This window comes from Streptomyces sp. ADI95-16 (genome assembly GCF_003721495.1).
Lineage (GTDB): Bacteria > Actinomycetota > Actinomycetes > Streptomycetales > Streptomycetaceae > Streptomyces > Streptomyces goshikiensis.
Genome location: NZ_CP033581.1, coordinates 7,266,079 through 7,287,572 on the forward strand (window position 1 = coordinate 7,266,079; position 21,494 = coordinate 7,287,572).

Annotated in this window: 18 protein-coding genes and 1 riboswitch; of the genes, 12 read left to right on the forward strand and 6 right to left on the reverse strand. The window is 72.9% G+C overall.

The window, feature by feature from the left end; genetic code table 11:
- Positions 1–204 precede the first annotated feature (204 nt).
- Together EES41_RS32260 and EES41_RS32265 are read left to right on the forward strand one after the other, a co-directional pair.
- The gene (locus EES41_RS32260) at positions 205–1,284 is read left to right on the forward strand and encodes a dihydrodipicolinate reductase (RefSeq protein ID WP_123081461.1); all 1,080 of its coding nucleotides are present in this window, start codon (positions 205–207) and stop codon (positions 1,282–1,284) included.
- Positions 1,281–1,760: a carboxymuconolactone decarboxylase family protein gene (locus tag EES41_RS32265; protein WP_123081462.1), complete on the forward strand. Its 480-nt coding sequence runs from the start codon at positions 1,281–1,283 to the stop codon at positions 1,758–1,760. Before EES41_RS32260 ends, EES41_RS32265 begins: the two co-directional genes overlap by 4 nt.
- 63 nt (positions 1,761–1,823) lie before the next feature.
- Here EES41_RS32265 and EES41_RS32270 read toward each other — a convergent pair whose 3' ends face one another.
- Both EES41_RS32270 and EES41_RS32275 read right to left on the reverse strand, forming a co-directional pair.
- A complete protein-coding gene (locus EES41_RS32270; RefSeq protein ID WP_123081463.1) occupies positions 1,824–3,479 on the reverse strand; it encodes a GMC oxidoreductase in 1,656 nt (551 codons plus the stop codon).
- Positions 3,480–3,675: 196 nt separating this feature from the next.
- Positions 3,676–4,140, reverse strand: a complete 465-nt coding sequence (locus tag EES41_RS32275; protein WP_254211646.1) for a DUF4352 domain-containing protein — start codon at positions 4,138–4,140, stop codon at positions 3,676–3,678.
- Positions 4,141–4,377: 237 nt separating this feature from the next.
- On the opposite strand from EES41_RS32275, the gene EES41_RS32280 reads away from it, so the two are divergent.
- Entirely contained in the window at positions 4,378–4,977 is a 600-nt protein-coding gene (locus tag EES41_RS32280) for a DUF4352 domain-containing protein (RefSeq protein ID WP_123081464.1), read from the forward strand.
- 37 nt (positions 4,978–5,014) lie between these two features.
- Here the strand turns inward: EES41_RS32280 and EES41_RS32285 are convergent, their stop codons facing one another.
- On the reverse strand, positions 5,015–5,857 hold the full coding sequence (locus EES41_RS32285) for a peptidoglycan-binding protein (protein ID WP_123081465.1): 843 nt from the start codon (positions 5,855–5,857) through the stop codon (positions 5,015–5,017).
- Positions 5,858–6,151: 294 nt separating this feature from the next.
- Positions 6,152–6,287, forward strand: a riboswitch (cobalamin riboswitch).
- A 34-nt stretch (positions 6,288–6,321) separates the two neighbouring features.
- Between EES41_RS32285 and EES41_RS32290 the strand changes: the two genes are divergently transcribed.
- From EES41_RS32290 to EES41_RS32300, 3 genes are read left to right on the forward strand one after another with little or no spacing between them, the layout of a single operon-like run.
- Positions 6,322–7,311: an ABC transporter substrate-binding protein gene (locus EES41_RS32290; protein ID WP_123081466.1), complete on the forward strand. Its 990-nt coding sequence runs from the start codon at positions 6,322–6,324 to the stop codon at positions 7,309–7,311.
- Complete coding sequence (locus tag EES41_RS32295) at positions 7,308–8,333, forward strand: iron ABC transporter permease (RefSeq protein WP_123081467.1); 1,026 nt, start codon at positions 7,308–7,310, stop codon at positions 8,331–8,333. Before EES41_RS32290 ends, EES41_RS32295 begins: the two co-directional genes overlap by 4 nt.
- A complete protein-coding gene (locus EES41_RS32300) occupies positions 8,330–9,136 on the forward strand; it encodes an ABC transporter ATP-binding protein (RefSeq protein ID WP_123081468.1) in 807 nt (268 codons plus the stop codon). Before EES41_RS32295 ends, EES41_RS32300 begins: the two co-directional genes overlap by 4 nt.
- 11 nt (positions 9,137–9,147) lie before the next feature.
- Here EES41_RS32300 and EES41_RS32305 read toward each other — a convergent pair whose 3' ends face one another.
- The gene (locus tag EES41_RS32305; RefSeq protein WP_254211647.1) at positions 9,148–10,794 is read right to left on the reverse strand and encodes a N,N-dimethylformamidase beta subunit family domain-containing protein; all 1,647 of its coding nucleotides are present in this window, start codon (positions 10,792–10,794) and stop codon (positions 9,148–9,150) included.
- A 291-nt stretch (positions 10,795–11,085) separates the two neighbouring features.
- Between EES41_RS32305 and EES41_RS32310 the strand changes: the two genes are divergently transcribed.
- The 4 genes from EES41_RS32310 to EES41_RS32325 all read left to right on the forward strand — a co-directional run bounded on the left by EES41_RS32310 (position 11,086) and on the right by EES41_RS32325 (position 15,400).
- Complete coding sequence (locus EES41_RS32310; RefSeq protein WP_164495729.1) at positions 11,086–12,294, forward strand: IS110 family transposase; 1,209 nt, start codon at positions 11,086–11,088, stop codon at positions 12,292–12,294.
- Positions 12,295–12,392: 98 nt separating this feature from the next.
- Positions 12,393–13,304: a hypothetical protein gene (locus EES41_RS32315; protein WP_123081469.1), complete on the forward strand. Its 912-nt coding sequence runs from the start codon at positions 12,393–12,395 to the stop codon at positions 13,302–13,304.
- Between the two features lie 180 nt (positions 13,305–13,484).
- Positions 13,485–14,438: an aldo/keto reductase gene (locus EES41_RS32320; protein ID WP_123081470.1), complete on the forward strand. Its 954-nt coding sequence runs from the start codon at positions 13,485–13,487 to the stop codon at positions 14,436–14,438.
- A complete protein-coding gene (locus tag EES41_RS32325; protein WP_123081471.1) occupies positions 14,435–15,400 on the forward strand; it encodes a D-2-hydroxyacid dehydrogenase family protein in 966 nt (321 codons plus the stop codon). Before EES41_RS32320 ends, EES41_RS32325 begins: the two co-directional genes overlap by 4 nt.
- 56 nt (positions 15,401–15,456) lie before the next feature.
- Here the strand turns inward: EES41_RS32325 and EES41_RS32330 are convergent, their stop codons facing one another.
- Positions 15,457–16,323 (reverse strand): ABC transporter permease, encoded by an 867-nt coding sequence (locus EES41_RS32330; RefSeq protein WP_123081472.1) that lies wholly within the window; start codon positions 16,321–16,323, stop codon positions 15,457–15,459.
- Complete coding sequence (locus EES41_RS32335) at positions 16,320–19,061, reverse strand: CocE/NonD family hydrolase (RefSeq protein ID WP_123081473.1); 2,742 nt, start codon at positions 19,059–19,061, stop codon at positions 16,320–16,322. Before EES41_RS32335 ends, EES41_RS32330 begins: the two co-directional genes overlap by 4 nt.
- A gap of 181 nt (positions 19,062–19,242) precedes the next feature.
- On the opposite strand from EES41_RS32335, the gene EES41_RS32340 reads away from it, so the two are divergent.
- Complete coding sequence (locus EES41_RS32340; RefSeq protein WP_123081474.1) at positions 19,243–20,832, forward strand: ATP-dependent DNA ligase; 1,590 nt, start codon at positions 19,243–19,245, stop codon at positions 20,830–20,832.
- Positions 20,829–21,467, forward strand: a complete 639-nt coding sequence (locus EES41_RS32345) for a helix-turn-helix domain-containing protein (protein WP_123081475.1) — start codon at positions 20,829–20,831, stop codon at positions 21,465–21,467. The genes EES41_RS32340 and EES41_RS32345 overlap by 4 nt, the downstream gene beginning before the upstream one ends.
- Positions 21,468–21,494: the final 27 nt, after the last annotated feature.

Below are 21,494 nucleotides of genomic sequence, written 5' to 3' on the forward strand. Positions count from 1 at the left end.
GTCAGCCTGCCGAGCGTGCTGCGGGGCGCATGGGCTTCCTTTGCGGATGCGGAGGCGTGCTGTGCGTGCACCTCGGAAACTATTGGTCTGGACCATCTGGGTCAAGAGGGTGGTCATACCCGCGTGTGGGGCGAGAACCCGGCCGTCCGAAATTCCTCCGTCACGGCACTGGGCACCTCTGGGTCCGGTCGCTACCCTCCGCGCATGATTTCCACGGTGGTCTGGGGTACCGGGAACGTCGGCCGGGCGGCGATCCGTGCCGTCGAGGCCCACCCGGCACTCACACTCACGGCAGTACTCGTCCACAACCCCGACAAGACCGGCCGCGACGCAGGCGAACTCGCCGGTCTCGAAAGCCCCTTGGGCATCACCGCGACCGACGGCGTCGAGGCCGTCCTCGCCGCCCGCCCCGACGCCGTGGTCTACGCGGCCTCCGGCGACATCCGCCCCGACGACGCCCTCGCCGACATCACCCGGGCGATCCGGGCCGGCGCCGTCGTCGTCAGCCCCGCCCTGTACCCGCTCTACGACCAGCGCAACGCCCCGCCGGAGTTCCGGGACCCGGTGCTCGCCGCCGTCGAGGCGGGCGGCGGCTCGCTGTTCGCCTCCGGAGTCGACCCCGGCTGGGGCAACGACGTACTGCCGCTGCTGATCAGCGGGCTCGGCACGACCGTCGACGCGATCCGCTGCCAGGAGATCTTCGACTACTCCACGTACGACCAGCCCGACTCGGTCCGCCTCCTGGTCGGCATGGGCCAGCCGATGGACTTCGAGCCGATGATGCTGATGCCCTCGGTCCCGACGATGGTGTGGGGCGGTCAGATCCGGCTGATGGCCCGGGCCCTCGGCGTAGAACTCGACGAGATCCGCGAGACGTCCGAGCGCCGCGCGCTCGACGCGACGGTGACCACGCGGACGATGGGCGCCTTCGAGGCCGGCACCCAGGGCGCCATCCGCTTCGAGGTGCAGGGCGTCGTCGAGGGCGAACCCCGCATCGTCATCGAGCACGTCACCCGGATCCACCCGTCCTGCGCCCCGGACTGGCCCGCGCCGCCCGACGGGGCCGGGGCGCACCGCGTGATCATCGAGGGGCGACCCCGGATCGAGGTCACGGTCGAGGCCACCGACGAGGGCGAGAACCGCTCCGCGGGCGGGAACGCCACGGCGGTCGGCCGTCTGGTGGGCGCCATCGACTGGCTGATGGAAGCGGAACCCGGAATCTACGACGCGCTCGACGTCCCGCTGCGTCCCGCGGTCGGCAAACTCGGAAGGAAGCAGTCATGAGGATCGACGTTCCCGAGGGTCAGCACCCGATCGAGTACGTGTGGGGGGACATGGTCCCCGGCATCGGGATGGCCGCGGCGAACTTCTCGCTGTCCGTCTACGCCCACACCACCCTGGGCCTGCGCGAGTTCGAGGCCGCCCGGCTGCGGGTCGCGCAGATCAACGGGTGCGTCTTCTGCCTCGACTGGCGCACCGAACGCGACGGGCAGAAGGTCGAGGAGGAGTTCGCCGACGCGGTGACCGAGTGGCGCACCACCGACGCCTTCGACGCGCGCACGCGGCTCGCCGCCGAGTACGCCGAGCGGTACACCCTCGACCACCACGGTCTCGACGAGGAGTTCTGGGACCGGATGACCGCGTCCTACAGCCAGCTGGAGATCGTGGAACTGACGATGAGCATCGGCTCCTGGCTGGCGTTCGGCCGCCTCAACCACGTGCTGGGCCTCGACAGCGTGTGCGTACTGCCCGGGCACTGACGTGGTCCGGGGCCGCCCGGCTCGATGAGCGCGGCCGGCCCCGGCCTCGGCCGGTCCGGTCCGCTACAGGTCGGTGGCGATGATCTTCTCGATGTTGCGCTCGGCGAGCGCGGTGATCGTGACGAAGGGGTTCACGCTGGTGTTGCCGGGGATCAGGGATCCGTCGATCACGTACAGGCCGCTGTAGCCGTGCAGGCGGCCGTAGTTGTCGGTCGCCTTGTCCAGGACCGCGCCGCCGAGCGGGTGGTAGGTGAGGTGGTCGCCCCAGACCTTGTTACCGCCGAAGAGGTCGCTCCGGTAGATCGTCCCCTCCTTCGAGTTGATCTTGTCGAAGATGGACTTGGCCATGTCGATGGCGGGCTGCTTCCACGCCCGCTGCCAGTTCAGGTCCACGTTGCCCGTCGCCGCGTTCCAGGAGAACTCGGCGCGGTGGGGGTTCTTGGTGATCGACAGGTACAGCGAGGCGTACGTCTCGATGCCGGTGGGCAGCGGTGCCACCTCGGCGAACGCGCCGCCCGCGTCCCAGTTGTCGATGCCGGCGGTCGGCATGGAGGCCTGGAGCTTCCCCGTCGCGTCCCAGATGTGGTTGGCGCGGCCGCACATGACGTTGCCGTTGTCGCCCCAGCCCTTGCCGACCTCGTCGTTGAGGAGGGGGAGCCGGCCGGTGGCCTTCAGCCTGACCAGCAGCTTGCTGGTGCCGACGCTGCCCGCGGCGAAGAACACCCGGTCGGCGGTGACGGTCTTGGTGGCCGTGGTGTCGCCGGTGGTGTTGATCTGGTCGATGGAGACGGTGTAGCCGCCGCCGGTCGCCGGGGCGACCGAAGTGACCTTGTGCTGCGGGGAGATGGAGACGCGGCCGGTGGCCTTGGCCTGGGCGATGTAGGTCTTCTGGACCGACTTCTTGCCGTAGTTGTTGCCGTAGAGGACCTCGCCGTCGAGCGAGGACCGGGGCACGGTGCCGGCCTCCTCCTGCTTCATGTAGTCCCAGTCGTACACGTTGGGCACGAACACGAACGGGAAGCCGGAGCGCTGGGCGTGCTTGCGGCCGACCCGGGCGTACTGGTAGCAGGGCGCCGTCTCCCACCAGGCCTGGTCGACGTTGGTGACCCCGAGCCCGGCGTTGGCGCGCGGATAGTAGACGTCGTACATCTCGTCGGCGTCGACGGAGGGGAGGACGGCCCCGAACCGCTCGCGCTTCGGGGTGACCGCCATACCGCCGTTGACCAGCGAACCGCCGCCCACGCCGCGGCCCTGGTAGACCGTGATGCCGTTGAAGTCCTCGGCGTCCAGGATGCCCGTGTAGCGGGGGACGTCCTTGTCGATCGGGAATCCGAGGAAGTTGCTGATGGGGGCCTTGGTCCTGGTGCGGAGCCAGAAGGAACGGTAGTCCGGCCTGGTGGTGTTGGCGAAGATCTTGCCGTCCGAGCCTGGGGTGTCCCAGGCCATGCCCATCTCGATCATGTGCACGTCGACGCCGGCCTGGGCGAGGCGGAGGGCGGCGACGGAGCCCCCGTAACCGGTGCCGATGATCAGGACCGGGACGTGCGCCCCGTTGTCGATCGGGGCGGCGGTGGCACTCGTGGCGACGGTGGCGCGGGCGGTCGTGGCGGAGGCACTTCCGGCGACGGCCACCGCCCCGAGTATGGAACTTGTTCTAGCGATGAACCCTCGTCGGGAGAAGCCCTTGGAGCCCTTGTCGGGCATGAAAGGATCACTCATGTGACATTCCTTACTGTGGGGTGGAATGAGAACGAGTTCTACTGCGGCATGCATGTGAAGTCACTAGCTACGACTTGGTAACTTCCGGCAGATTACACAACAGGCGCACCAGGTCACGGCGTGTGTCGACGGCGTGTCGTTGGTCTCTACACGCTCTGGTGCGGGGGGAGTTGGGCCGGAGACGGTCAGCCCGGGGTCAAGCCCCGGAAAGGCTCCACTGGCCGACGTCCTCGGCGAGACCGCCGTTCAGCGCGAACTGCACCGCGGCGAGCCCGGCGTCCTTCGGGAGCCGGAAGGTGACGAAACCGGCCGTCGTGCCGCCGGGGTCGAGGGTGACGGTCTCGGGGAAGGCCGGCCCGGCCGGTACCGAGGCGTTCAGGCCGGCGAACCGCCGCCCCGCGGTGTCCAGCAGGTGCGCGCACGACGCGGGTGAGTCCTTGTACACGGCCGACCCGGTGTTCTCCAGCCGCAGTTGTACGGCGACCAGCCGGTCGGCGTCGTCGGGCGCGGCACTCGCGGGGTCGACCACCCGCACCAGCGTGACGTCGAGACGCTCGCCCGGCAGACCGCCCGAGAGCGGGACGGTCTCACCGGAGCCGCCGCGCGCCGCACCGAGCAGGGCCGGACCGAGGAGGACGAGGGCGGCGAGCGTAGCGCGCATGCCGAAACCACCTCCTGCCGCAAGGGCCACGCAGCCCACGATCCTCCACACCCCCCGCCCCCGCCAGCCCGGGCGCGGCCCGGGGACTCGGATGCGGGGCTGACCTCCAAGCCGGAGGTGAACATCCCGCCGGGGCGGTTAAATGTTCGAATGTCACGGTTCGGGCATAGCCGCCCCTGATTCCGCTTGTGCCCATACGGTGACCGGAATCCAGATCCGCTCCTGTGGGGGTTCCTCATGTCACAGCAGTTCCAGCCGCCTGGTCAGCCTCAGCCCGGATACGGCTACCCGCCCCCGCCCCCGCCGAAGAAGAGCAGCGCGGGGAAGATCGTCGGGTTCTCCTGCCTCGGTGTCGTCGGCGTGGTGGTGCTCCTCGGCATCGTCGCGGCAGTCGTCGGCGGCGACGGCGGCGACTCGGCGACGGGAGCCGCCAAGCCGGCCGCTGCCGCGTCATCGGATGCGGCGAAGGGCTCCGAGGCGAAGCCGACTTCGGCCGCTCCGGACAAGAAGGCCGCCGTGTCCGTCGTCGCGAAGAGGACGGAGTTCAAGAAGAGCGTCATCGCCGATGACTCCGCCTACACCAGCGTTGCGGTCACCATCACGAACAACTCGTCGAAGCCGATCGATGTGAACCCGCTGTACTTCACGATCACCGACACCTCGGGGACCAAGCACATGGCCGAACTCGCGGCCGATGAGAACCAGATCGCGACGGTCGAGCTCGCGCCCGGCGAGAACATCACCGGAACCGTCACCGGCAAGGGCGGGTTCAGCCCCAAGACCGTGACCTATACCGACGGGCTCATCGGCAAGGGCGTTCGCGCCGAGGTTTCATGAGACGGGCCCGGCCGCTGGTCGCGGCCGGGCCTGGGCTTTATGTGCGGGGGACCTGGAGCCTGGTCCAGGACGTGGGGCCGGGGTGGCCGTCGGCGTCGGCGCCGGTGTAGCCGAGTTTCTGCTGCCAGGCGCGGTAGGACGCCACGTCGCCGGAGCCCCAGACGTCCAGGTCGGTGTGCGTGCGGTAGCGGTCGCAGCCGACGGCGACGAGGCGTTGGTGCATGGCGGCGATGATCGGCGAGCGGCGGCCGGTGGTGAAGAACGCGGCCCCCGGGAAGGGCTCGTAGGGGGCGTCGGCGAAGGCGGGCCAGGTTCCGGGGTCGGTGTGGTCGTTCTCCGGTACGTGGGCGTGGGCGTACCAGCCCGCGCGCGAGCGCCATACGGACTCGCTGCGGTTGGAGGTGAAGGAGGTCGGGCGGCCCATGGGCCAGCTGTCCGGGACGCCCCAGTCGCGTATCCAGGCGTTGAGCGCGCCCCATCCCTCGCACGGGGTGTCGACGAGCCGGGCGTAGGTCGTGCCGTTCCAGCGGCAGTACGGGAAGAACAGGGTCTCCACCTGGATGACGACGCTTCCCGCGCGGTTGGTGCGGGTGCCCCCCGCGGCGTCGGCCAGTGACTTGGAGCGGCTGTCGGCGGGAACGAACTGGGTGAAGCGGCCGACGAAGGGGTCCCACAGGATGTGCGGGGCGACCTTCTTGCCGTCGGGGTTGCGGCCGAAGTAGCCGACCAAGTCCTCGTAGGGGGCCAGCGGGAGGGGATTGGCGGCCGTGCCGTTGTCGTCCCAGGTGATGTGGGCGATGGCCTTCGCGGGGCCGCCGTCGGTGGGCGCGTGGTCTCCGATGTCCAGGCGCGTGGCGCCGGGCAGCCAGAGTTCGGGCATGACGTCTCCAGGGCGTGGGGGGCTGCCCCCGACTGCGCGGCGGGGGTGGAGGAAAGCTGCTGCGGCGCGAGGGCCGGGGCGCCGGCGGGGCGGCGCGAACGGCAGAGCTCGGCGGCGAGGGTGCTTGGCGGGGGTGGCGGTCCGGGCGGGGTGTGCGGCCGAAAGGGCCCGTACGGGGCCGGTACGGGGCCCCGTACCGATGAGGATCCCCAGGTACGTGCCTGCCGATACCTGACAGTTGTGCCGAATACCTCAGACCGGCGTCATCGGGGTCGAAATGGATCGAACACATCGGCATGGCAGACTGGGGCGCGTTCACCCGGGCGGTGCAGGACAGGAAACCGGTGCGATTCCGGTGCGGTCCCGCCACTGTGACCGGCCCCCTCGCGGGGCCGGGAGTCAGACACTGACGCGCCGCCCCTTCACGTCGACCGGGGACGAGGATCCCCCGGAGAGGCCTCGCCATGTCGCGTTCCCGCGCCGTTCTGCGCTCGCTCGCCCCCGCCGCCCTGCTGATCCCGCTGGCCGGATGCGGAGGTTCCGCCGGCTCCGCGGACCCGGCCGCCGGGGCGGATGCCGCGCCCGGGTTCCCGTACACCGTCACCAACTGCGGTGTGAGCAGCACCTACCAGGCCCCGCCGCGGCGGGCGGTCACCATGAACCAGCACGCCACCGAGATCATGCTCGCCCTCGGGCTGGAGGAGAAGCTGGTCGGCACCGCCTACCTGGACGACGCCGTGCTGCCCGCCTATCGGCCCGCCTACGACAAGGTCAAGGTGCTGGCCAAGGAGTACCCCTCCAAGGAGGTCCTCCTCGGCGCCAACCCGGACTTCGTGTACGGCGGTTACTCCAGCGCCTTCGACAAGGCGCAGGGCCGGGACCGGGAGGGGCTGGCCAAGGCCGGCATCAACTCCCGGCTCAGCGTGGAGTACTGCACCCGGGGGCCGGTGGGGCTCGACCAGCTCCAGACCGAGATCATCGAGGTGGCGCGGACCTTCGGCGTACCCGAGCGCGGCGCCGCCCTCATCGGGACCGAACAGCGCCGGATCGACGCCGTCACCGCACGGGTGAAGGACAAGGCCAAGCCCGCCGTCTTCGTCTACGACTCGGGCGAGGCCTCCGCCTTCACCTCGGGAGGCAACGGCATCGGCAACGAGATCGTCTCGCTGGCCGGCGGGACGAACGTGTTCGCCGACCTCAAGGACACCTTCGGTGACGTGTCGTGGGAGAAGGTCATCGAGCGCAAGCCCGAGGTCGTCCTCATCTACGACTACGGCGGCACCACCGTCGAAGCCAAGAAGCAGCGCCTGGTGAACGACCCCGCCCTCGCGGAGGTTCCCGCCGTCAAGAACCGCCGGTTCGTGGTGCTCCCGCTGTCCTCGGCCGTCCTGGGCGTGCGCGTCGCCGACGCCGTCGAGTCCCTGGGCCGCCAGCTGCACCCCGACTCCGCGTGAGCCGTCGCCGCGCCCCGGCCGTGGCCTTGCTGCTCGCCGCCGCCCTCGCGGCCTGCGCCGTCGCGGGCCTGGCGCTGGGGCCCGTACGCATACCCCCCGGCCAGGTGCTCGACACCGTACTGGACGGGCCCGGCCGGCCCGGCGCGTTCGCCTCCATCGTGTGGGACGTACGGATGCCGCGCGTCCTGCTCGGCGCGGTCGTCGGCGCCGGACTCGCGGTCGCGGGCACCGTGCTCCAGGCCCTCGTGCGCAACCAGCTCGCCGATCCGTTCCTGCTCGGCGCCTCCTCCGGAGCCTCGGCGGGCGCCGTCGCCGTCATCGTCCTCGGCGCCGGGGCGGGCGTGCTCGGCGGGATCGGCGTACCGCTGGCGGCGTTCGCCGGGTCGATGGGCGCGCTCGTCGCCGTCTACGCCCTGGCCCGGCGCGGGGGCACCATGACCACCGGCCGGCTGATCCTCGCCGGGGTCGCCGTCCAGTACGTCCTGTCCGCGCTCACCAGCCTGGTGCTGGTACTGGCCGCGCACCCCGACCAGATGCGGAGCGTCCTGTTCTGGACCCTCGGGGGTCTGGGCGGGGCCCGCTGGGACGAACTGGCCCTGCCCGCCGTCGCGCTGCTCCTCGGCACCGGGCTGCTCATCGCGCTGGCCCGGCCCCTGGACCTGCTGCTCGCCGGGGAGGAGGGCGCGCGGACGCTCGGCCTGGACACCGGACGGTTCCGGGCCGTCGTCTTCGTCCTCACCTCCCTCGTCATCGGGGTGCTCGTCGCCTACAGCGGGGCGATCGGTTTCGTGGGGCTGATGGTTCCGCACGCCGCCCGCATGGTCGTCGGCGCCGGGCACCGGGCGCTGCTGCCGGTGGCCGCACTGGGCGGAGCCGTCTTCCTGAGCCTGGCCGACCTGCTCGCCCGTACCGCCGCCGCCCCCGAGGAGATACCCGTCGGCGTGGTCACGGCGCTCGTCGGCGGGCCGTTCTTCCTGTGGATGCTGCGCCGGTCCACCCGTACCGAAGGAGTGGCCGGATGACGGCGGACCCGGTGGAACTCGCCGTCGAAGCCGTGCGTTACGAGGTGGACGGGCACACGCTGCTCCACGGGATCGACCTCACCGCCCGCCCCGGCGAGACGGTCGGCGTCGTCGGCCCCAACGGCAGCGGGAAGACCACCCTGCTGCGCTGCGTCTACGGCGCCCTGCGCCCCACGGGCGGCCGGGTGCTGCTCGACGGGGCGGACGCCGGCGCGCTCGGGGTCAAGGACCGGGCGCGGCGGGTGGCGGTCGTCCCGCAGGACGCGGCGGGCACCTTCGGGCTGACCGTCGGCGAGGTCGTCGCCATGGGCCGCAGCCCGCACAAGCGGTTCTGGGAGCAGGACGGCACCCAGGACGCGCGGCGCGTCGCCGAGGCCCTGGAGACGGTCGGCGCGGCGGCCTTCGCCGACCGCCGCTTCGAGGAACTCTCCGGCGGCGAACGCCAGCGCGCCCTGGTCGCCCGCGCCCTCGTCCAAGCCCCCGGCCTGCTCGCCCTCGACGAGCCGACCAACCACCTGGACATCCGCTACCAGCTGGAGATCCTGGGTCTGGTCCGCGCCCTGCCCGCGACCGGCCTGCTCGTCCTGCACGACCTCAACCTCGCCGCCTCCTTCTGCGACCGGCTGTACGTCCTGTCCGCCGGGCGGGTGGCGGCCTCCGGACCGCCGGAGCGGGTACTCACCGAGGAACTGCTGGCCGAGGTCTACGGGGTGCGCGCCCGTGTCGGGGTCCATCCCGACACGGGCGCGCCGAACATCGTCTACGTCCCGGAGCCCCGTCGTCCCAGTGCCCCGGCGGGCTGACGGGCTGACGGTCAACGCCCGGGTGACGTGCCCCCGTAGACCGCCTTGACGTTGTCCCGCGCCGGGTGCGTGCGGCCCGCCGGGCCCGCCGCGAACACGCGCAGCAGGTTCTCCGTCACCCGGGTGGTCAGCGCACCCGACCGGGCGTCCAGGCCGTGGTTGCGCCCGCTCGCGCCGTCGCCCTTCGCGTCCAGGGCCTCCACCCACCGCATCGTCCCGGTCGCGAAGACGCCCGCCCCGCTCGCCGCCGTGTAGTACGCCGTGTCCTGATGGCTCGGGCGGCCCTCGCACACCACCGGGGAGTGGGCCAGGATCTCGATCGGCCGGGGCGTGGGGAAGCCGGTGTTGACCTTGTCGTACTCCACGCCCACCAGGTGCGCGAACCGGTCGCCCTCGCTCACTCCCGCGCCCTCGAACAGCCAGTGCCCCGGGTTGGTCACCACGTACGGGGCGTCCACCGGGTAGCCGTCGTAGATCACGCCGAGCAGCGAGCTCTCCGGGTCGGCCCCGGGCGCCGAACGGAAGTCGACCGTCGCCGGCTGGCCGCGTTTGAACCCCGGGTCCTGCTCGTAGGAGGACTTGTAGCAGACCAGCGTCCGGTCCGGGCCGAGGTCGGAGGGCTCCAGCCGGATCCGGCGGAAGCAGCAGTTCGCCCCCAGGACCGCCAGGTTGGTGCCGGCGTCGCGGGCCGCCGTGATGTGCGCCCGCTGCTCCGGGGACCAGTACTCGTCGTGGCCGAGCGAGAGGACCGCCGCCGCGCCCTCCAACAGCCGCTTCTCCCGGGCCACATCGGTGGTCGTCGCGTACGCGAGGGGGATGCCGAGCCGCTCCGCGAGCGCGATCAGCGGCGCCTCGTACGTGAGGAAGAGGCCCGCGCCGTCGTCGTACTCGTACGGCCGGTCGAAGCTCACCGCGAGGGAGCGCGAGGCGTAGCCGCCACTGGGGCCGTCGTAACTGCCGTAGCCGCCCCACCGGTTGTACGCCTGCCAGGTCGCCACCGCGTTGACCACGACCGTACGGCCGGCCGTCGTCGCCGAGCGCACGGTGAGCGGCACGAACCGCTGGCCCTCACCGCCCTGCGCGTCGAGCCGCAGCAGGTAGCTGCCCTCCGGCCAGTCCTTGGTCTCGACCGTGGTGGTACGGGCCCACCGGGTGCGCACCATCCGGGTCCCCGGGTCCACGGTGTGTTCCGGCTGCCGGGCCCCGGGCAGCGCCTCGGAGCGCCACACCAGCCGGGCGCGGGCGCCCGCGTACCAGCCCATCCGGTAGGCGGACACGGTGAACCGGGGCGCGGTGGTGGACACGTGCAGCCCGAACGACTCGCCGGGCAGGACGCTCACCTTGTCGGCGAACCCCTCGACGGCGCGGGCCGGACCGGGCTTGGTCACGGTCCAGTCGGCGTTCCCGGGCCGGGCGTTCTCCGCCTTGACGTCGAAACCCCGGGGCCCCGCCTTGCCGCCCGCCTTGCCGCTCGGCGCGTTGCTTCCGCCCGCCTTCGCGCCGCCGCCGTCCGGCCCGTCCGCGTCCCCGGTCCCGCAGCCGCCCACCGCCCCGAGTCCGGCCACCGTGGCCGCCCCCGTCGCGAGGGCGAGGAACCGCCGCCTGCCCGCGCCTTCGGCCGCGCCTTCGGGGTCCCCGGGTATGTGCTCCTGATCCATGGGGGCACGTTATGTCACCGTTCGCGCCCCCCTCCGGCCGGGTTCCGCCACCGGGTTCCCCATTACCGTTTTGGTTGCCCCGCAATGGGGCGCCCGGCCTCCGGAGTTGGCATGACTTTCTCCCCCTGTCGATCGCATGGCTTGGGGGGTGGTGTCACCGGCTCCGGAGGCATCGACAGACCGCTGATTAGGGGCATGACCACCGGCCTTTCCGCAGGTCGGGAGGCTCTTCGTAATGTGGATGTGGCGATCGGTGCCGTGGGACGGCCGGGCGACGGGGACGACCGGAGGATGCACGTGATCGAAATCAGCGGCATCGGCGCCTTCCTAGGCCTGGACGTCGGCAAGGGCGAACACCACGCCACCGCCGTCACCCCGGCCGGGAAGAAGGCCTTCGACAAACGGATGCCCAACAGCGAACCCAAGCTCCGCGAGGTATTCGGGAAACTGCAGGCCAAGCACGGAACCGTGCTGGTGGTCGTGGACCAGCCGGCCTCGATCGGAGCTCTGCCACTGGCAGTGGCCCGGGACATGGGCTGCCCGGTGGCCTATCTGCCGGGGCTGACGATGAGGCGGATCGCCGATCTCTATCCGGGCGAGGCCAAGACCGATGCCCGCGACGCGTTCGTCATCGCGGACGCAGCCCGCGTCATGCCCCACACTCTCCGCTCGGTCGACCGCGAAGAAGAGACCATCGCCGAGCTCGAGATGATCGTCGGCTTCGACGACGACCTGGCCGGCGAAGCGACGAGGATCAGCAACCGCCTGCGGGGCCTTCTCACGCAGATCCACCCGTCCCTGGAACGGGTCCTGGGCCCACGAGTCCAGCACCCGGCCGTGCTCAAGCTCCTCAACCAGTTCGGATCCCCGGCCCAGATCCGCAAGGCCGGACGCCGTCGGCTCGTGACGCTGATACGTCCGAAGGCCCCGCGGATGGCGGAGCGTCTCGTCGACGACATCTTCACGGCTCTGGACGAGCAGACCGTCATCGTCCCGGGCACGGACGCGGCCACATTGATTGTTCCCAGCCTCGCCAACTCTCTCCAGGCAGTGCTTGACCAGCGAAAACTCCTCGCCGCTCGGATCGAGGAACTGCTGGAGAACCACCCTCTTTCCAAGGTCCTGACGTCCATGCCGGGGATCGGCGTCAGGACCGGAGCCCGCATCCTCATCGACGTCGGCGACGGATCCAGCTTCCCTTCCGCCGCCCACCTCGCCGCCTACGCCGGCCTCGCCCCAACGACCCGCAGCTCCGGCTCCTCCATCCGCGGCGAACAACCCTCCCGGAGAGGAAACAAGCAGCTCAAACGGGCCTTCTTCCTCTCCGCTTTCGCCGCCCTCGCCGACCCACGATCCCGGGCCTACTACGACAAGAAGATCAGCCAGGGCAAGCACCACACCCAAGCCCTCCTCTGCCTCGCCCGACGACGAGCCGACGTCCTGTTCGCCATGCTCCGAGACGGCACCTTCTACGAACCACAACCCGCCCCATCACCTTGACCAAACCCATAGGGGCACCCCCCCGGGCGTCACGGCAGCCGGTCACCTAGGCTGGCGGCGCACGGGTACACCGCCAACCGGCCCTGGGGGCAAGCGAGATGACACCGAACACCACCGTCCACGACGGCGCTCCGGGACTGGGCGCCGTCCGCCAGCTGTGGCAGCTCCTCGAACCCGTCCACGCCGTCGTCTACTTCGCCCCCGAGTCCTACGAGGAGGCCGCCGCCCTCGGGTACGCCACCGACGACCGCTGGCCGCTGTACTTCGCCTTCCGCGCCGCCCCGCTCGGCGCCGCCGGACCGGAGCTGGTCACCTCCCTCTTCTACAGCTTCAGCCCGTCCATGGTGGAGCGGTACGTCTCCCGGCTCTGGGAGACGGCCCCGCCGGCCGCGGTGCTCGCGGCCCGGGCGGCAGCCACCGACCGGGCCCTGCGCGCCCTGCTCGGCGAGCGCGTCGCCTCGCCCGACCTGGCCGAGGCGGCGGCGCTGGCCCGCCGCGCCGCCGAGGCCGCGGCGACCGCCGGGCGCCCGCTGGCCGCCGCCAACTCCGCCCAGCCGTGGCCCGAGACCCCGCACGCCGTGCTCTGGCAGGCCGCCACGATCCTGCGCGAGCACCGCGGCGACGGCCACCTCGCCGCCCTCCAGGCCCACCGCCTCGACCCGGTCGAGTCCCTCGTCCTGCACTCCGCCGCCGGAGCCGCCCCCGCCGAGGTCTTCGAGAGCCGCCAGTGGTCCCCGGGGCAGTGGAGCGACGGCCGCGACCGGCTGGCCTCCCGAGGGCTGCTCGCCGGGGACGGCGCCGCCACGGGGGCGGGACTGGCCCTGCGCACCTCCGCCGAGAAGCTCACCGACGAACTCGCCGCCGCCCCCTGGTCCGCGCTGAGCCCACAGGAGGTCACCCGGCTCACCGAACTGCTCCTCGCGCCGGTCCTCGACATCGTCGCCGCCGGCCTCCTCCCGCACCAGAGCACGCTGGGCATCGGAATGAAGTACGACTACCAGCCGAGTTGAGTCACGCCCCGGCCGTGCGGAAGGCACGGCCCTCCCACAGGGCCGGGGCTCCTTCGGCCACGAACACCGCCCTGCCGCCACCAAAGACGTTCATGGACGTAGGGTGAGCGGGCAGGAGCTGCTGATCACTCGGCCGGCCGTCCGCCGGTCGACACCGATGAACGCGGAGGAAAGAAACACATGCGCTATCTCCCCCTGGGCAGCTCCGGTCTCCAGGTCTCCGCCGTCGGTCTCGGATGCAACAACTTCGGCGGCCGTCTCGACGCCCAGGCCACCCGCTCCGTCGTGGACGCCGCCCTCGACGCCGGCATCACCCTCCTCGACACCGCCGACATCTACGGCGACCGGGGCGGCTCCGAGAGCCACCTCGGCCAGGCCCTCAAGGGCCGCCGCGAACAGGTCGTCCTGGCCACCAAGTTCGGCTACGACGGCGTCGACATGGGCTACGGTCCCGCCGCCGGCGCCCGGGGCGGCCGCGCCTACATCCGGCGCGCCGTCGAGGAGTCGCTGCGCCGTCTGGTGACCGACCACATCGACCTCTACCAACTGCACAGCCCCGACCCCACCGTCCCCATCGCCGAGACCCTGGCCGCGCTCACCGAACTCGTCGCCGAGGGCAAGATCCGCTACATCGGCCACTCCAACCTCAGCGGCTGGCAGCTCGCCGAAGCCGCCCACGTCGCCCGCGAGACCGGCGCCACCCCCTTCGTCTCGGCGCAGAACGAGTGGTCGCTGCTCCAGCGTTCCGCCGAGCGCGACCTGGTCCCGGCCGCCGAGCACTACGGCGTCGGCGTGCTCCCGTACTTCCCGCTGGCCAACGGGCTGCTCACCGGCAAGATCCGCCGGGGCGCCCCCGTACCGGCCGGGTCCCGGCTCGAAGGGCGCGACGCGTACCTGACCGAGCAGCGCCTGGACGGCGTCGAGGCGCTGGCCGCGCTCGCCGACAAGTACGGCCGCAGCCTGCTGGAGCTGGCCATCGGCTGGCTCTGCGCCCAGCCCGGCTGCGCCTCCGTCATCGCGGGCGCCACCTCAGCCGAGCAGGTACGCGCCAACGCGGCCATCGCCGACCGGCCGCTGGAGCCCGAGCTGCTCGCCGAGATCGAGGCGGCCCCGGCGATCGCGAGGCCCGCGTGACCCACCGGCTGCGCTGCGCCGTCCTGGACGACTTCCAGCAGGCGGCCACCACCCTCGCCGACTGGGCGCCGGTCGCGGACCGGGTGGAGGTGGTGACCTTCCCCGACCACCTCACCGGGGAGGACGAGCTGGCCGCCCGGCTCGCCGCCTTCGACATCGTCGTCACCCTGCGCGAGCGCGTGCCGTTCCCGGCCGGCCTCCTCGACCGGCTGCCCCGCCTGCGGCTGCTCATCGCCAGCGGCATGCGGAACTCGGTCATCGACTACGCCGCCGCCGCGCGGGCCGGGGTGACCGTGTGCGGCACCGGCAGCTCCTCGACCCCGCCCGTCGAGCTCACCTGGGCGCTGCTGCTGGGCCTCGCCCGGGGCATCGTCCCGGAGAACACCGCGCTGCGGGGGCGGGGCCCCTGGCAGAGCACCGTCGGCACCGACCTGCACGGCAGCCGGCTCGGCCTCCTCGGCCTCGGCAAGATCGGCGGCCGGGTGGCCCGGATCGGCCTCGCGTTCGGCATGGACGTGGTCGCCTGGAGCCAGAACCTGACCGACGAGCGGTGCGCGGAGGTGGGCGTCACCCGCGCCGCGTCCAAGGAGGAACTCCTCGCCGGCAGCGACTTCGTCTCCGTGCACCTCGCCCTGGGGGAGCGCACCCGGGGGCTGATCGGGGCCGCGGAACTGGATCTGATGCGCCCGGGCGCGTACCTCGTCAACACCTCGCGCGCGGCCATCGTCGACCAGGAGGCCCTGCTCGGGGCGCTGCGCGAGGGGCGCATCGCCGGTGCGGGCGTCGACGTGTTCGACAGCGAGCCGCTGCCCGCCGATCACCCGATGCGCAGCGCGCCGAGGCTCCTCGCCACGCCGCACCTGGGGTATGTGACACGGGACAACTACGCCACGTACTACGGCCAGGCCGTCGAGGACATCAAGGCGTTCCTCGACGGCGAACCGGTACGCGTCCTGCCCTGAGGGCGCTGAGGTCCTGAGGGCCGTCAGGGCCCTCGGGACCGTCACAGGGCCCCCGGTCAGGACACGATGTCCTTGCGGGCGAAGCCGCGGAAGGCGAGGGCGAAAAGGACCAGGGCGTACGACACCGAAACCGCCGCGCCCTTGACCATCCCGCCCCACTCCAGGTGGGGCTGGAGCGCGTCGGCCCACGCGAACTGCCAGTGCGCGGGCAGGAACTCCCGCCACGACCCCAGCGCGGTCACCGCGTCCAGTACGTTCCCGACGATCGTCAGCCCGACCGCCCCGCCCACCGCGCCCAGCGGCGCGTCCGTGCGGGTCGACAGCCAGAACGCCAGCCCGGCCGTGACCAGCTGGGACACGAAGACGAACGCGACGACCAGGGCGAGGCGCGGCACGGTGTCCGCGGCCGCGAGCGAACCCCCGGCGGGCAGCTTCAGCGGACCCCACCCGTACGCCGCCGTGCCCGCCGCCAGCGCCACCACCGGCAGCAGCACCATCGCCGCCAGGCTGAAGCCGAGCGCCACCACCAGCTTGCTCCACAGCAGCCGGGCCCGAGGGACCGGCGAGGCCAGCAGGTAGCGCAGCGAGGACCAGCTCGCCTCCGACGCCACCGTGTCCCCGCAGAACAGCGCCACCGGCACCACCAGCAGGAACCCGGCCGACACGAACAGGCACGTCGCCGCGAAGTTCGCGCCCGAGGCCGTCGCCGTGTCGATGAGGGTGATCCGGCCGTTCCCGCCGTTCGGGCCGCCGCCGGGCCCGCCGCCCACCGCGAACGCGATCATCAGGACGAACGGGAGCGCGGCCAGCACCCCGCCCATCACCAGCGTCCGCCGCCTTCGCCACTGGCGCAGCGCCTCCACGCGCAGCGGCAGGGTGCGGCTCGCCCGGTAGCCGGGGGCCACCTCCGTCACGGCACTCATGCCGAACCTCCGATCAGGGTGAGGAACGCGTCCTCCAGCCGGCGGTGCGGCCCCACCGCGGACACCGGGACCTCCAGCCGTACGAGTTCGGCGATCAGGCTCTCGGCCGTCGCGCCCTCCAGCCGTACCAGCAGCCCGTCATCGGCCGCCGCCACGGAGCCCACGCCCTCCAGCGCCGCCACCTTCTCGGCGGTCGTCTCGTCCACCGGCCGGGCCAGTGTCACCAGCAGGGTGTCCCCGCCGCCCGTGATCTCCGCGACCGCGCCCGCCCGCACCAGCCGGCCGCGGTCCATGACCACGAGGTGGGTGCAGGACTGCTCGACCTCCGACAGCAGGTGGCTGGAGACGATGACCGTCCGCCCGCCCGCCGCGTACCGGATCATCACGTCGCGCATCTCCCGGATCTGCGGCGGGTCCAGACCGTTCGTCGGTTCGTCGAGGATCAGCAGATCGGGCATCCCGAGCATGGCCTGCGCGATCGCGAGCCGCTGCCGCATGCCCTGCGAGTACGTGCGCACCGCGCGCTCCAGCGCGTCGCCGAGCCCGGCGATCTCCAGGGCCTCCGCCAGGTGCGCGTCCTCGGCCGGACGCCCGGTGGCCCGCCAGTACAGCTCCAGGTTGGCGCGGCCCGTCAGGTGCGGGAGGAATCCGGCGCCCTCCACGAACGCCCCGACCCGCGACAGCACCGGCGCCCCGGCCCGTACCGCGTGCCCGAACACCCGGATCTCCCCGGCGTCCGGGGAGATCAGCCCCATCAGCATCCGCAGCGTGGTGGTCTTGCCCGCGCCGTTGGGCCCGAGCAGGCCCAGTACCTGCCCCTTCTCCACCCGGAACGACAGGTCCCGCACCGCGTACCGGTCCTGTGCCCTCGCGTACTTCTTCGTCAGGCCGGTGATCTCCAGCGGTACGTCGGCCCGTGCCGGGTCCGGCGCCGGTACGCGGCCCCGCGCCCCCGCGCGGCCCCGCCCGGGCCGCCGGATCCCCAGCAGGGCCGCGGCCAGCGCCGCCGCGCCCAGCGGCAGTCCCCAGGTCCAGGCGGGCAGCCCGGCGGCCGCCGTCCGCACGTCCTCGGCGACGGGCACCGCGAGGGGGCCCTCCACCGCGACGGTGTAGGTGGCCGGGGCGGCCGGCGAGGCGTAGCCGAGGTCGGTGGCGGCCACGACGAGGCGCAGCCGGTGCCCGGCCTCGACGGCGTGGTCGATCGCCGGGAGCCGCAGCGCGACGGTGGCGCCGTTGCCGGCGTTCTCCACCCGTACCGGGGCGACCAGCTGACTGGGCAGCACCTGCTGCCGCCCGTCGGGGCCGACATCGTACACCTTGCCGAAGAGGACGGCCGATCCGTCCGCGGCCGTCGACCTCACCTTCAGGGTGACGGTCGGGGTCCCGGTGATCCGCAGACCGGCGGGCAGCGGCGCCGACTCGAACCGGGCGTTCTGCCCAGGGAAGTCCAGCGAGAGCCCCGCGCCGAACGCGGCGAGCTGGCCGCCGATGCCGGGCAACGCGGACAGGGCGGGCGGGGTGGCGCCGGCCGGATTGGCGAAGGTCTGCTCCCGGCCGGTCAGCGCGATCGGGTGCGGGCCGGAGGTGAGCCCCGGGTACCGCTCGCCCGTCGCGCCGCGCAGCTGGACCTCGCCGTCGGTGGAGTCGATGCCTCCGGAGCGCGAGACGCGGAACGCCGGGCCGGTGGCGGCCTTCTCGTCGCCCTTGAGGTAGTGGTCGAACCAGGACGTCACCCGGGCCTGGGTCCGGCCGGACTCGCGCATTCCGCCGTCGTGTCCGCCGGCCGCCCAGTCCACGGCGACGGGCGCGCCGTTCGCCGCGATCGCCCGGGCCATCGCGTCGGCCTGGCCGAGCGGGAAGAGGGAGTCGTCCTGGCCCTGCACGATGAGGGTGGGCACCTTGATCCGGTCGCCGACCGCCGACGGGCTGCGCTTCTCCAGCAGCTCGCGGGCTTCGGCGTCGGGCTTCCCGGCCACCGCGACCCGCTCGTACATGGCGCACAGCTCAGGTTCGAAGCGCCCGCAGCCGGTGGCCGCGGGCGCACCGGGGCGGGCGTCCCGGCCGTCTTGGCTCTCGGGGGCGGGCGCGGACGGCTGAAGGCCTTCCGCGGCGCCGGTCGTGAAGAAGATGCCGGTCCAGAGCTTCTTGAAGACGCCGTCCGGGAAGAGCGAGTCGGCGAGGTTCCAGTACGAGATCTGCGGGGCGATCGCGTCCACCCGCCGGTCGTAGCCGGCGGCGAGCAGCGACACCGCGCCGCCGTAGGAGGCGCCGGAGACGCCGACGCGCGGATCGCCGTCCGCGTCGAGCCGCACCTCGGGCTGCCGGGCGAGCCAGTCGATGAGCCGGGAGACGTCCTTGACCTCCCGCTCGGGATCGTTCAGCCCGATCCGGCCGCCGGAGCGGCCGAAGCCGCGGGCGGACCAGGTCAGGACGGCGTACCCGTCCCGGGCCAGTTGCTCGGCCTGCGCGCGGGTCTCCTCCTTGCTGCCGCCGAAGCCGTGCCCGAGGAGGACGGCGGGACGTTTCGCCCCGTCGGCGACGCCCGCGCCGGAGGCGGTGAAGTACGAGGTGTCGATCGCGGCGCCGGGCATGTCGAGCACGCGGTCCTGGCGGTGCACGGCCGGGGCGTCGCCGGCCGCGGCGGTGGCCGTCAGCGTGCCGGCCCCCGCGACGACGGCGAGGGCGGCCGCGCCGGCCAGCAGGCGGCCGCGGCGGCGCCGGGGAAGTCGGAGCTTCATGTGGAAACCCTAGTCGCAGGGCCCGCCCCGCCCGAGCGTCCCCAGGCGGAAGTCCGCGACCTCCTCAGGGCGTACACCGCAGGCCCGGAATACCGCACCCGCGGTACGCCGACCGGCGGGGTCGTCCGAACCGTGTGGCCGCCGGCGGGCGGTGGCGGGTGGCAGGCGGCAGGATGGCGGCATGCTGCTCGCCGAGGTCGCGCGCGTGTCGGCGGAGGTCGCCGGGACCTCCGCCCGGTCCCGCAAGACCGCACTGCTCGCGGAGCTGTTCGCCGCCGCGCCCCCCGACGAGGCCGGGCTGGTGATCGCGTACCTGGCCGGGCGCCTCCCGCAGGGCCGGCCCGGCATCGGCTGGCGGGCCCTCGCCCGGGAGGTCCCACCGGCCGGGGAACCCACCCTCGGCGTCGGCGCCGTCGACGCGGCCGTCACCGAGCTGGCCGCCGTCGCGGGGCCGGGCGCGCAGGCCGGGCGGCGCCGGATCCTGGACGCCCTGCTGGGCGCGGCCACCGCCCCCGAGCAGCGGTTCCTGCGCAGCCTGCTCTCCGGCGAGGTGCGCCAGGGCGCGCTGGACGCGGTGGCCCTGGAGGGCGTGGCCGCGGCCGCCGGGGTACCGGCCACCGCACTGCGCCGGGCGGTGATGCTGGACGGCTCGCTGCCCCGGGTGGCGGCGGCCGTACTGGCCGGGGGCGAGGGGGCCCTGCGCACGGTCACCCTGCGCGTGGGCCGGCCCGTACAGCCGATGCTGGCGGGTTCCGCCAAGTCGGTGGCCGAGGCGCTCGCCGCGCTCGGGCCGTGCGTGCTGGAGGAGAAGCTCGACGGCATCCGGGTGCAGGTGCACCGCGACGGCGACGACGTACGGGTGTACACGCGCTCCCTCGACGAGATCACCGACCGGCTTCCGGAGGTGGCCGACCTGGCGCGGGCGCTGCCCGGTGACGCGTTCATCCTCGACGGGGAGGTGATCGGGCAGGGCGCGGACGGCCGCCCGGTGCCGTTCCAGGAGATCGCGAGCCGGGTCGGCTCCCGGGTGGACGTCGCGGCCGCCCGGCAGACGCTGCCGGTGGCCCCGTACTTCTTCGACGTCCTCGCCGCCGGCGGCGAGGTGCTGCTGGACCTGCCGGTCCACGAGCGGTACGCGACGCTCGCCGCCCTCGTTCCGGAAGCCTCGCGCGTCCGTCGGCTGGTGGTGGCGGACCCGGCGGCGCAGGCGGCCGAGGCCGAACGCTTCTGGGCCGACACCCTGGCCCGGGGCCACGAGGGGGTGATGGCCAAGGGCCTCGACTCCGCCTACGCGGCCGGCCGGCGCGGCAAACACTGGCTGAAGGTGAAACCGGTGCACACCCTGGACCTGGTGGTGCTCGCCGCCGAATGGGGGCACGGCCGCCGCACCGGACTCCTGTCCAACCTGCACCTGGGCGCCCGCGCCGCCGACGGCACCTTCGCCATGCTCGGCAAGACCTTCAAGGGGCTCACCGACGAGATGCTGCGCTGGCAGACGGAGCGGCTGCGCGAACTGGCGGTCGAGGACGACGGCTTCACCGTCCGGGTCCGCCCGGAACTGGTCGTCGAGATCGCCTACGACGGCCTCCAGCGCTCCACCCGCTACCCCGCCGGAGTGGCCCTCCGCTTCGCCCGCGTCCTGCGCCACCGCCCGGACAAAACCGCCCCCGAAGCGGACACGGTGGCCACCGTCCTGGCGGCCCACCCGGGTTTGCCTCAGAGGCAAGGGAGATTGCCAGGCGGGCAAGATTCTGGCTCAATCGGGGTATGACACCCGGATCCGACGAAGACGCCGGGGCAGCGGCGCACGAGCTGCCCACCGTGGCCCCGCAGCTGCGGGACCTGCGGCGGCGGGCCGGCCTCACGCTGGAGGCCGCCGCCACGCGGTCCAGGCTTTCGCCCGCCCACCTGTCACGGCTGGAGACCGGCCGGCGCCAGCCCTCGCTGCCGCTGCTGCTCGGTCTCGCCCGCACCTACGGTACGACGGTCTCGGAGCTGCTCGGGGAGACCCCGGCCGTGGCCGATCCCATCGTACGCGCCGGTGGTCCGGGGGCACGGGAGGCCGACGGGTGGACGTACTGGCAGGCCGGCGGCTCCGGGCGCGGGATGCAGGCGCTGCGCGTGCACGTCCCGCACGGGCGCAGTCAGGGCGAGCTGGTCCGCGTCCATCCCGGCGAGGAGTGGCTCCACGTCCTCAAGGGGCGGCTGCGGCTGCACCTGGGGGAGGCCGAGCACCTGCTGGAGCCGGGGGACAGCGCGCACTTCGACTCGCTCACCCCGCACCGGATCGGCGCCGCCACGGCCCAGGGGGCCGACCTGCTGTTCGTCCACACGCTGCTGCAGAGCAGCCTCGCCGGGCTGTGTCTCGGCGGCTCGACCACGACCACCAACCAGCACCGTCCGTAACTCCGTAGCTCCGTAGCTCCGTAGCCC

Excerpts from the sequence above, each read along its gene's own strand:
- EES41_RS32260 (WP_123081461.1), top strand. The coding sequence starts at position 205 with ATGATTTCCACGGTGGTCTGGGGTACCGGGAACGTCGGCCGGGCGGCG.
- EES41_RS32265 (WP_123081462.1), top strand. The coding sequence starts at position 1,281 with ATGAGGATCGACGTTCCCGAGGGTCAGCACCCGATCGAGTACGTGTGG.
- EES41_RS32270 (WP_123081463.1), bottom strand. The coding sequence starts at position 3,479 with ATGAGTGATCCTTTCATGCCCGACAAGGGCTCCAAGGGCTTCTCCCGA.
- EES41_RS32275 (WP_254211646.1), bottom strand. The coding sequence starts at position 4,140 with ATGCGCGCTACGCTCGCCGCCCTCGTCCTCCTCGGTCCGGCCCTGCTC.
- EES41_RS32280 (WP_123081464.1), top strand. The coding sequence starts at position 4,378 with ATGTCACAGCAGTTCCAGCCGCCTGGTCAGCCTCAGCCCGGATACGGC.
- EES41_RS32285 (WP_123081465.1), bottom strand. The coding sequence starts at position 5,857 with ATGCCCGAACTCTGGCTGCCCGGCGCCACGCGCCTGGACATCGGAGAC.
- EES41_RS32290 (WP_123081466.1), top strand. The coding sequence starts at position 6,322 with ATGTCGCGTTCCCGCGCCGTTCTGCGCTCGCTCGCCCCCGCCGCCCTG.
- EES41_RS32300 (WP_123081468.1), top strand. The coding sequence starts at position 8,330 with ATGACGGCGGACCCGGTGGAACTCGCCGTCGAAGCCGTGCGTTACGAG.
- EES41_RS32305 (WP_254211647.1), bottom strand. The coding sequence starts at position 10,794 with ATGGATCAGGAGCACATACCCGGGGACCCCGAAGGCGCGGCCGAAGGC.
- EES41_RS32310 (WP_164495729.1), top strand. The coding sequence starts at position 11,086 with ATGCACGTGATCGAAATCAGCGGCATCGGCGCCTTCCTAGGCCTGGAC.
- EES41_RS32315 (WP_123081469.1), top strand. The coding sequence starts at position 12,393 with ATGACACCGAACACCACCGTCCACGACGGCGCTCCGGGACTGGGCGCC.
- EES41_RS32320 (WP_123081470.1), top strand. The coding sequence starts at position 13,485 with ATGCGCTATCTCCCCCTGGGCAGCTCCGGTCTCCAGGTCTCCGCCGTC.
- EES41_RS32330 (WP_123081472.1), bottom strand. The coding sequence starts at position 16,323 with ATGAGTGCCGTGACGGAGGTGGCCCCCGGCTACCGGGCGAGCCGCACC.
- EES41_RS32335 (WP_123081473.1), bottom strand. The coding sequence starts at position 19,061 with ATGAAGCTCCGACTTCCCCGGCGCCGCCGCGGCCGCCTGCTGGCCGGC.
- EES41_RS32340 (WP_123081474.1), top strand. The coding sequence starts at position 19,243 with ATGCTGCTCGCCGAGGTCGCGCGCGTGTCGGCGGAGGTCGCCGGGACC.
- EES41_RS32345 (WP_123081475.1), top strand. The coding sequence starts at position 20,829 with ATGACACCCGGATCCGACGAAGACGCCGGGGCAGCGGCGCACGAGCTG.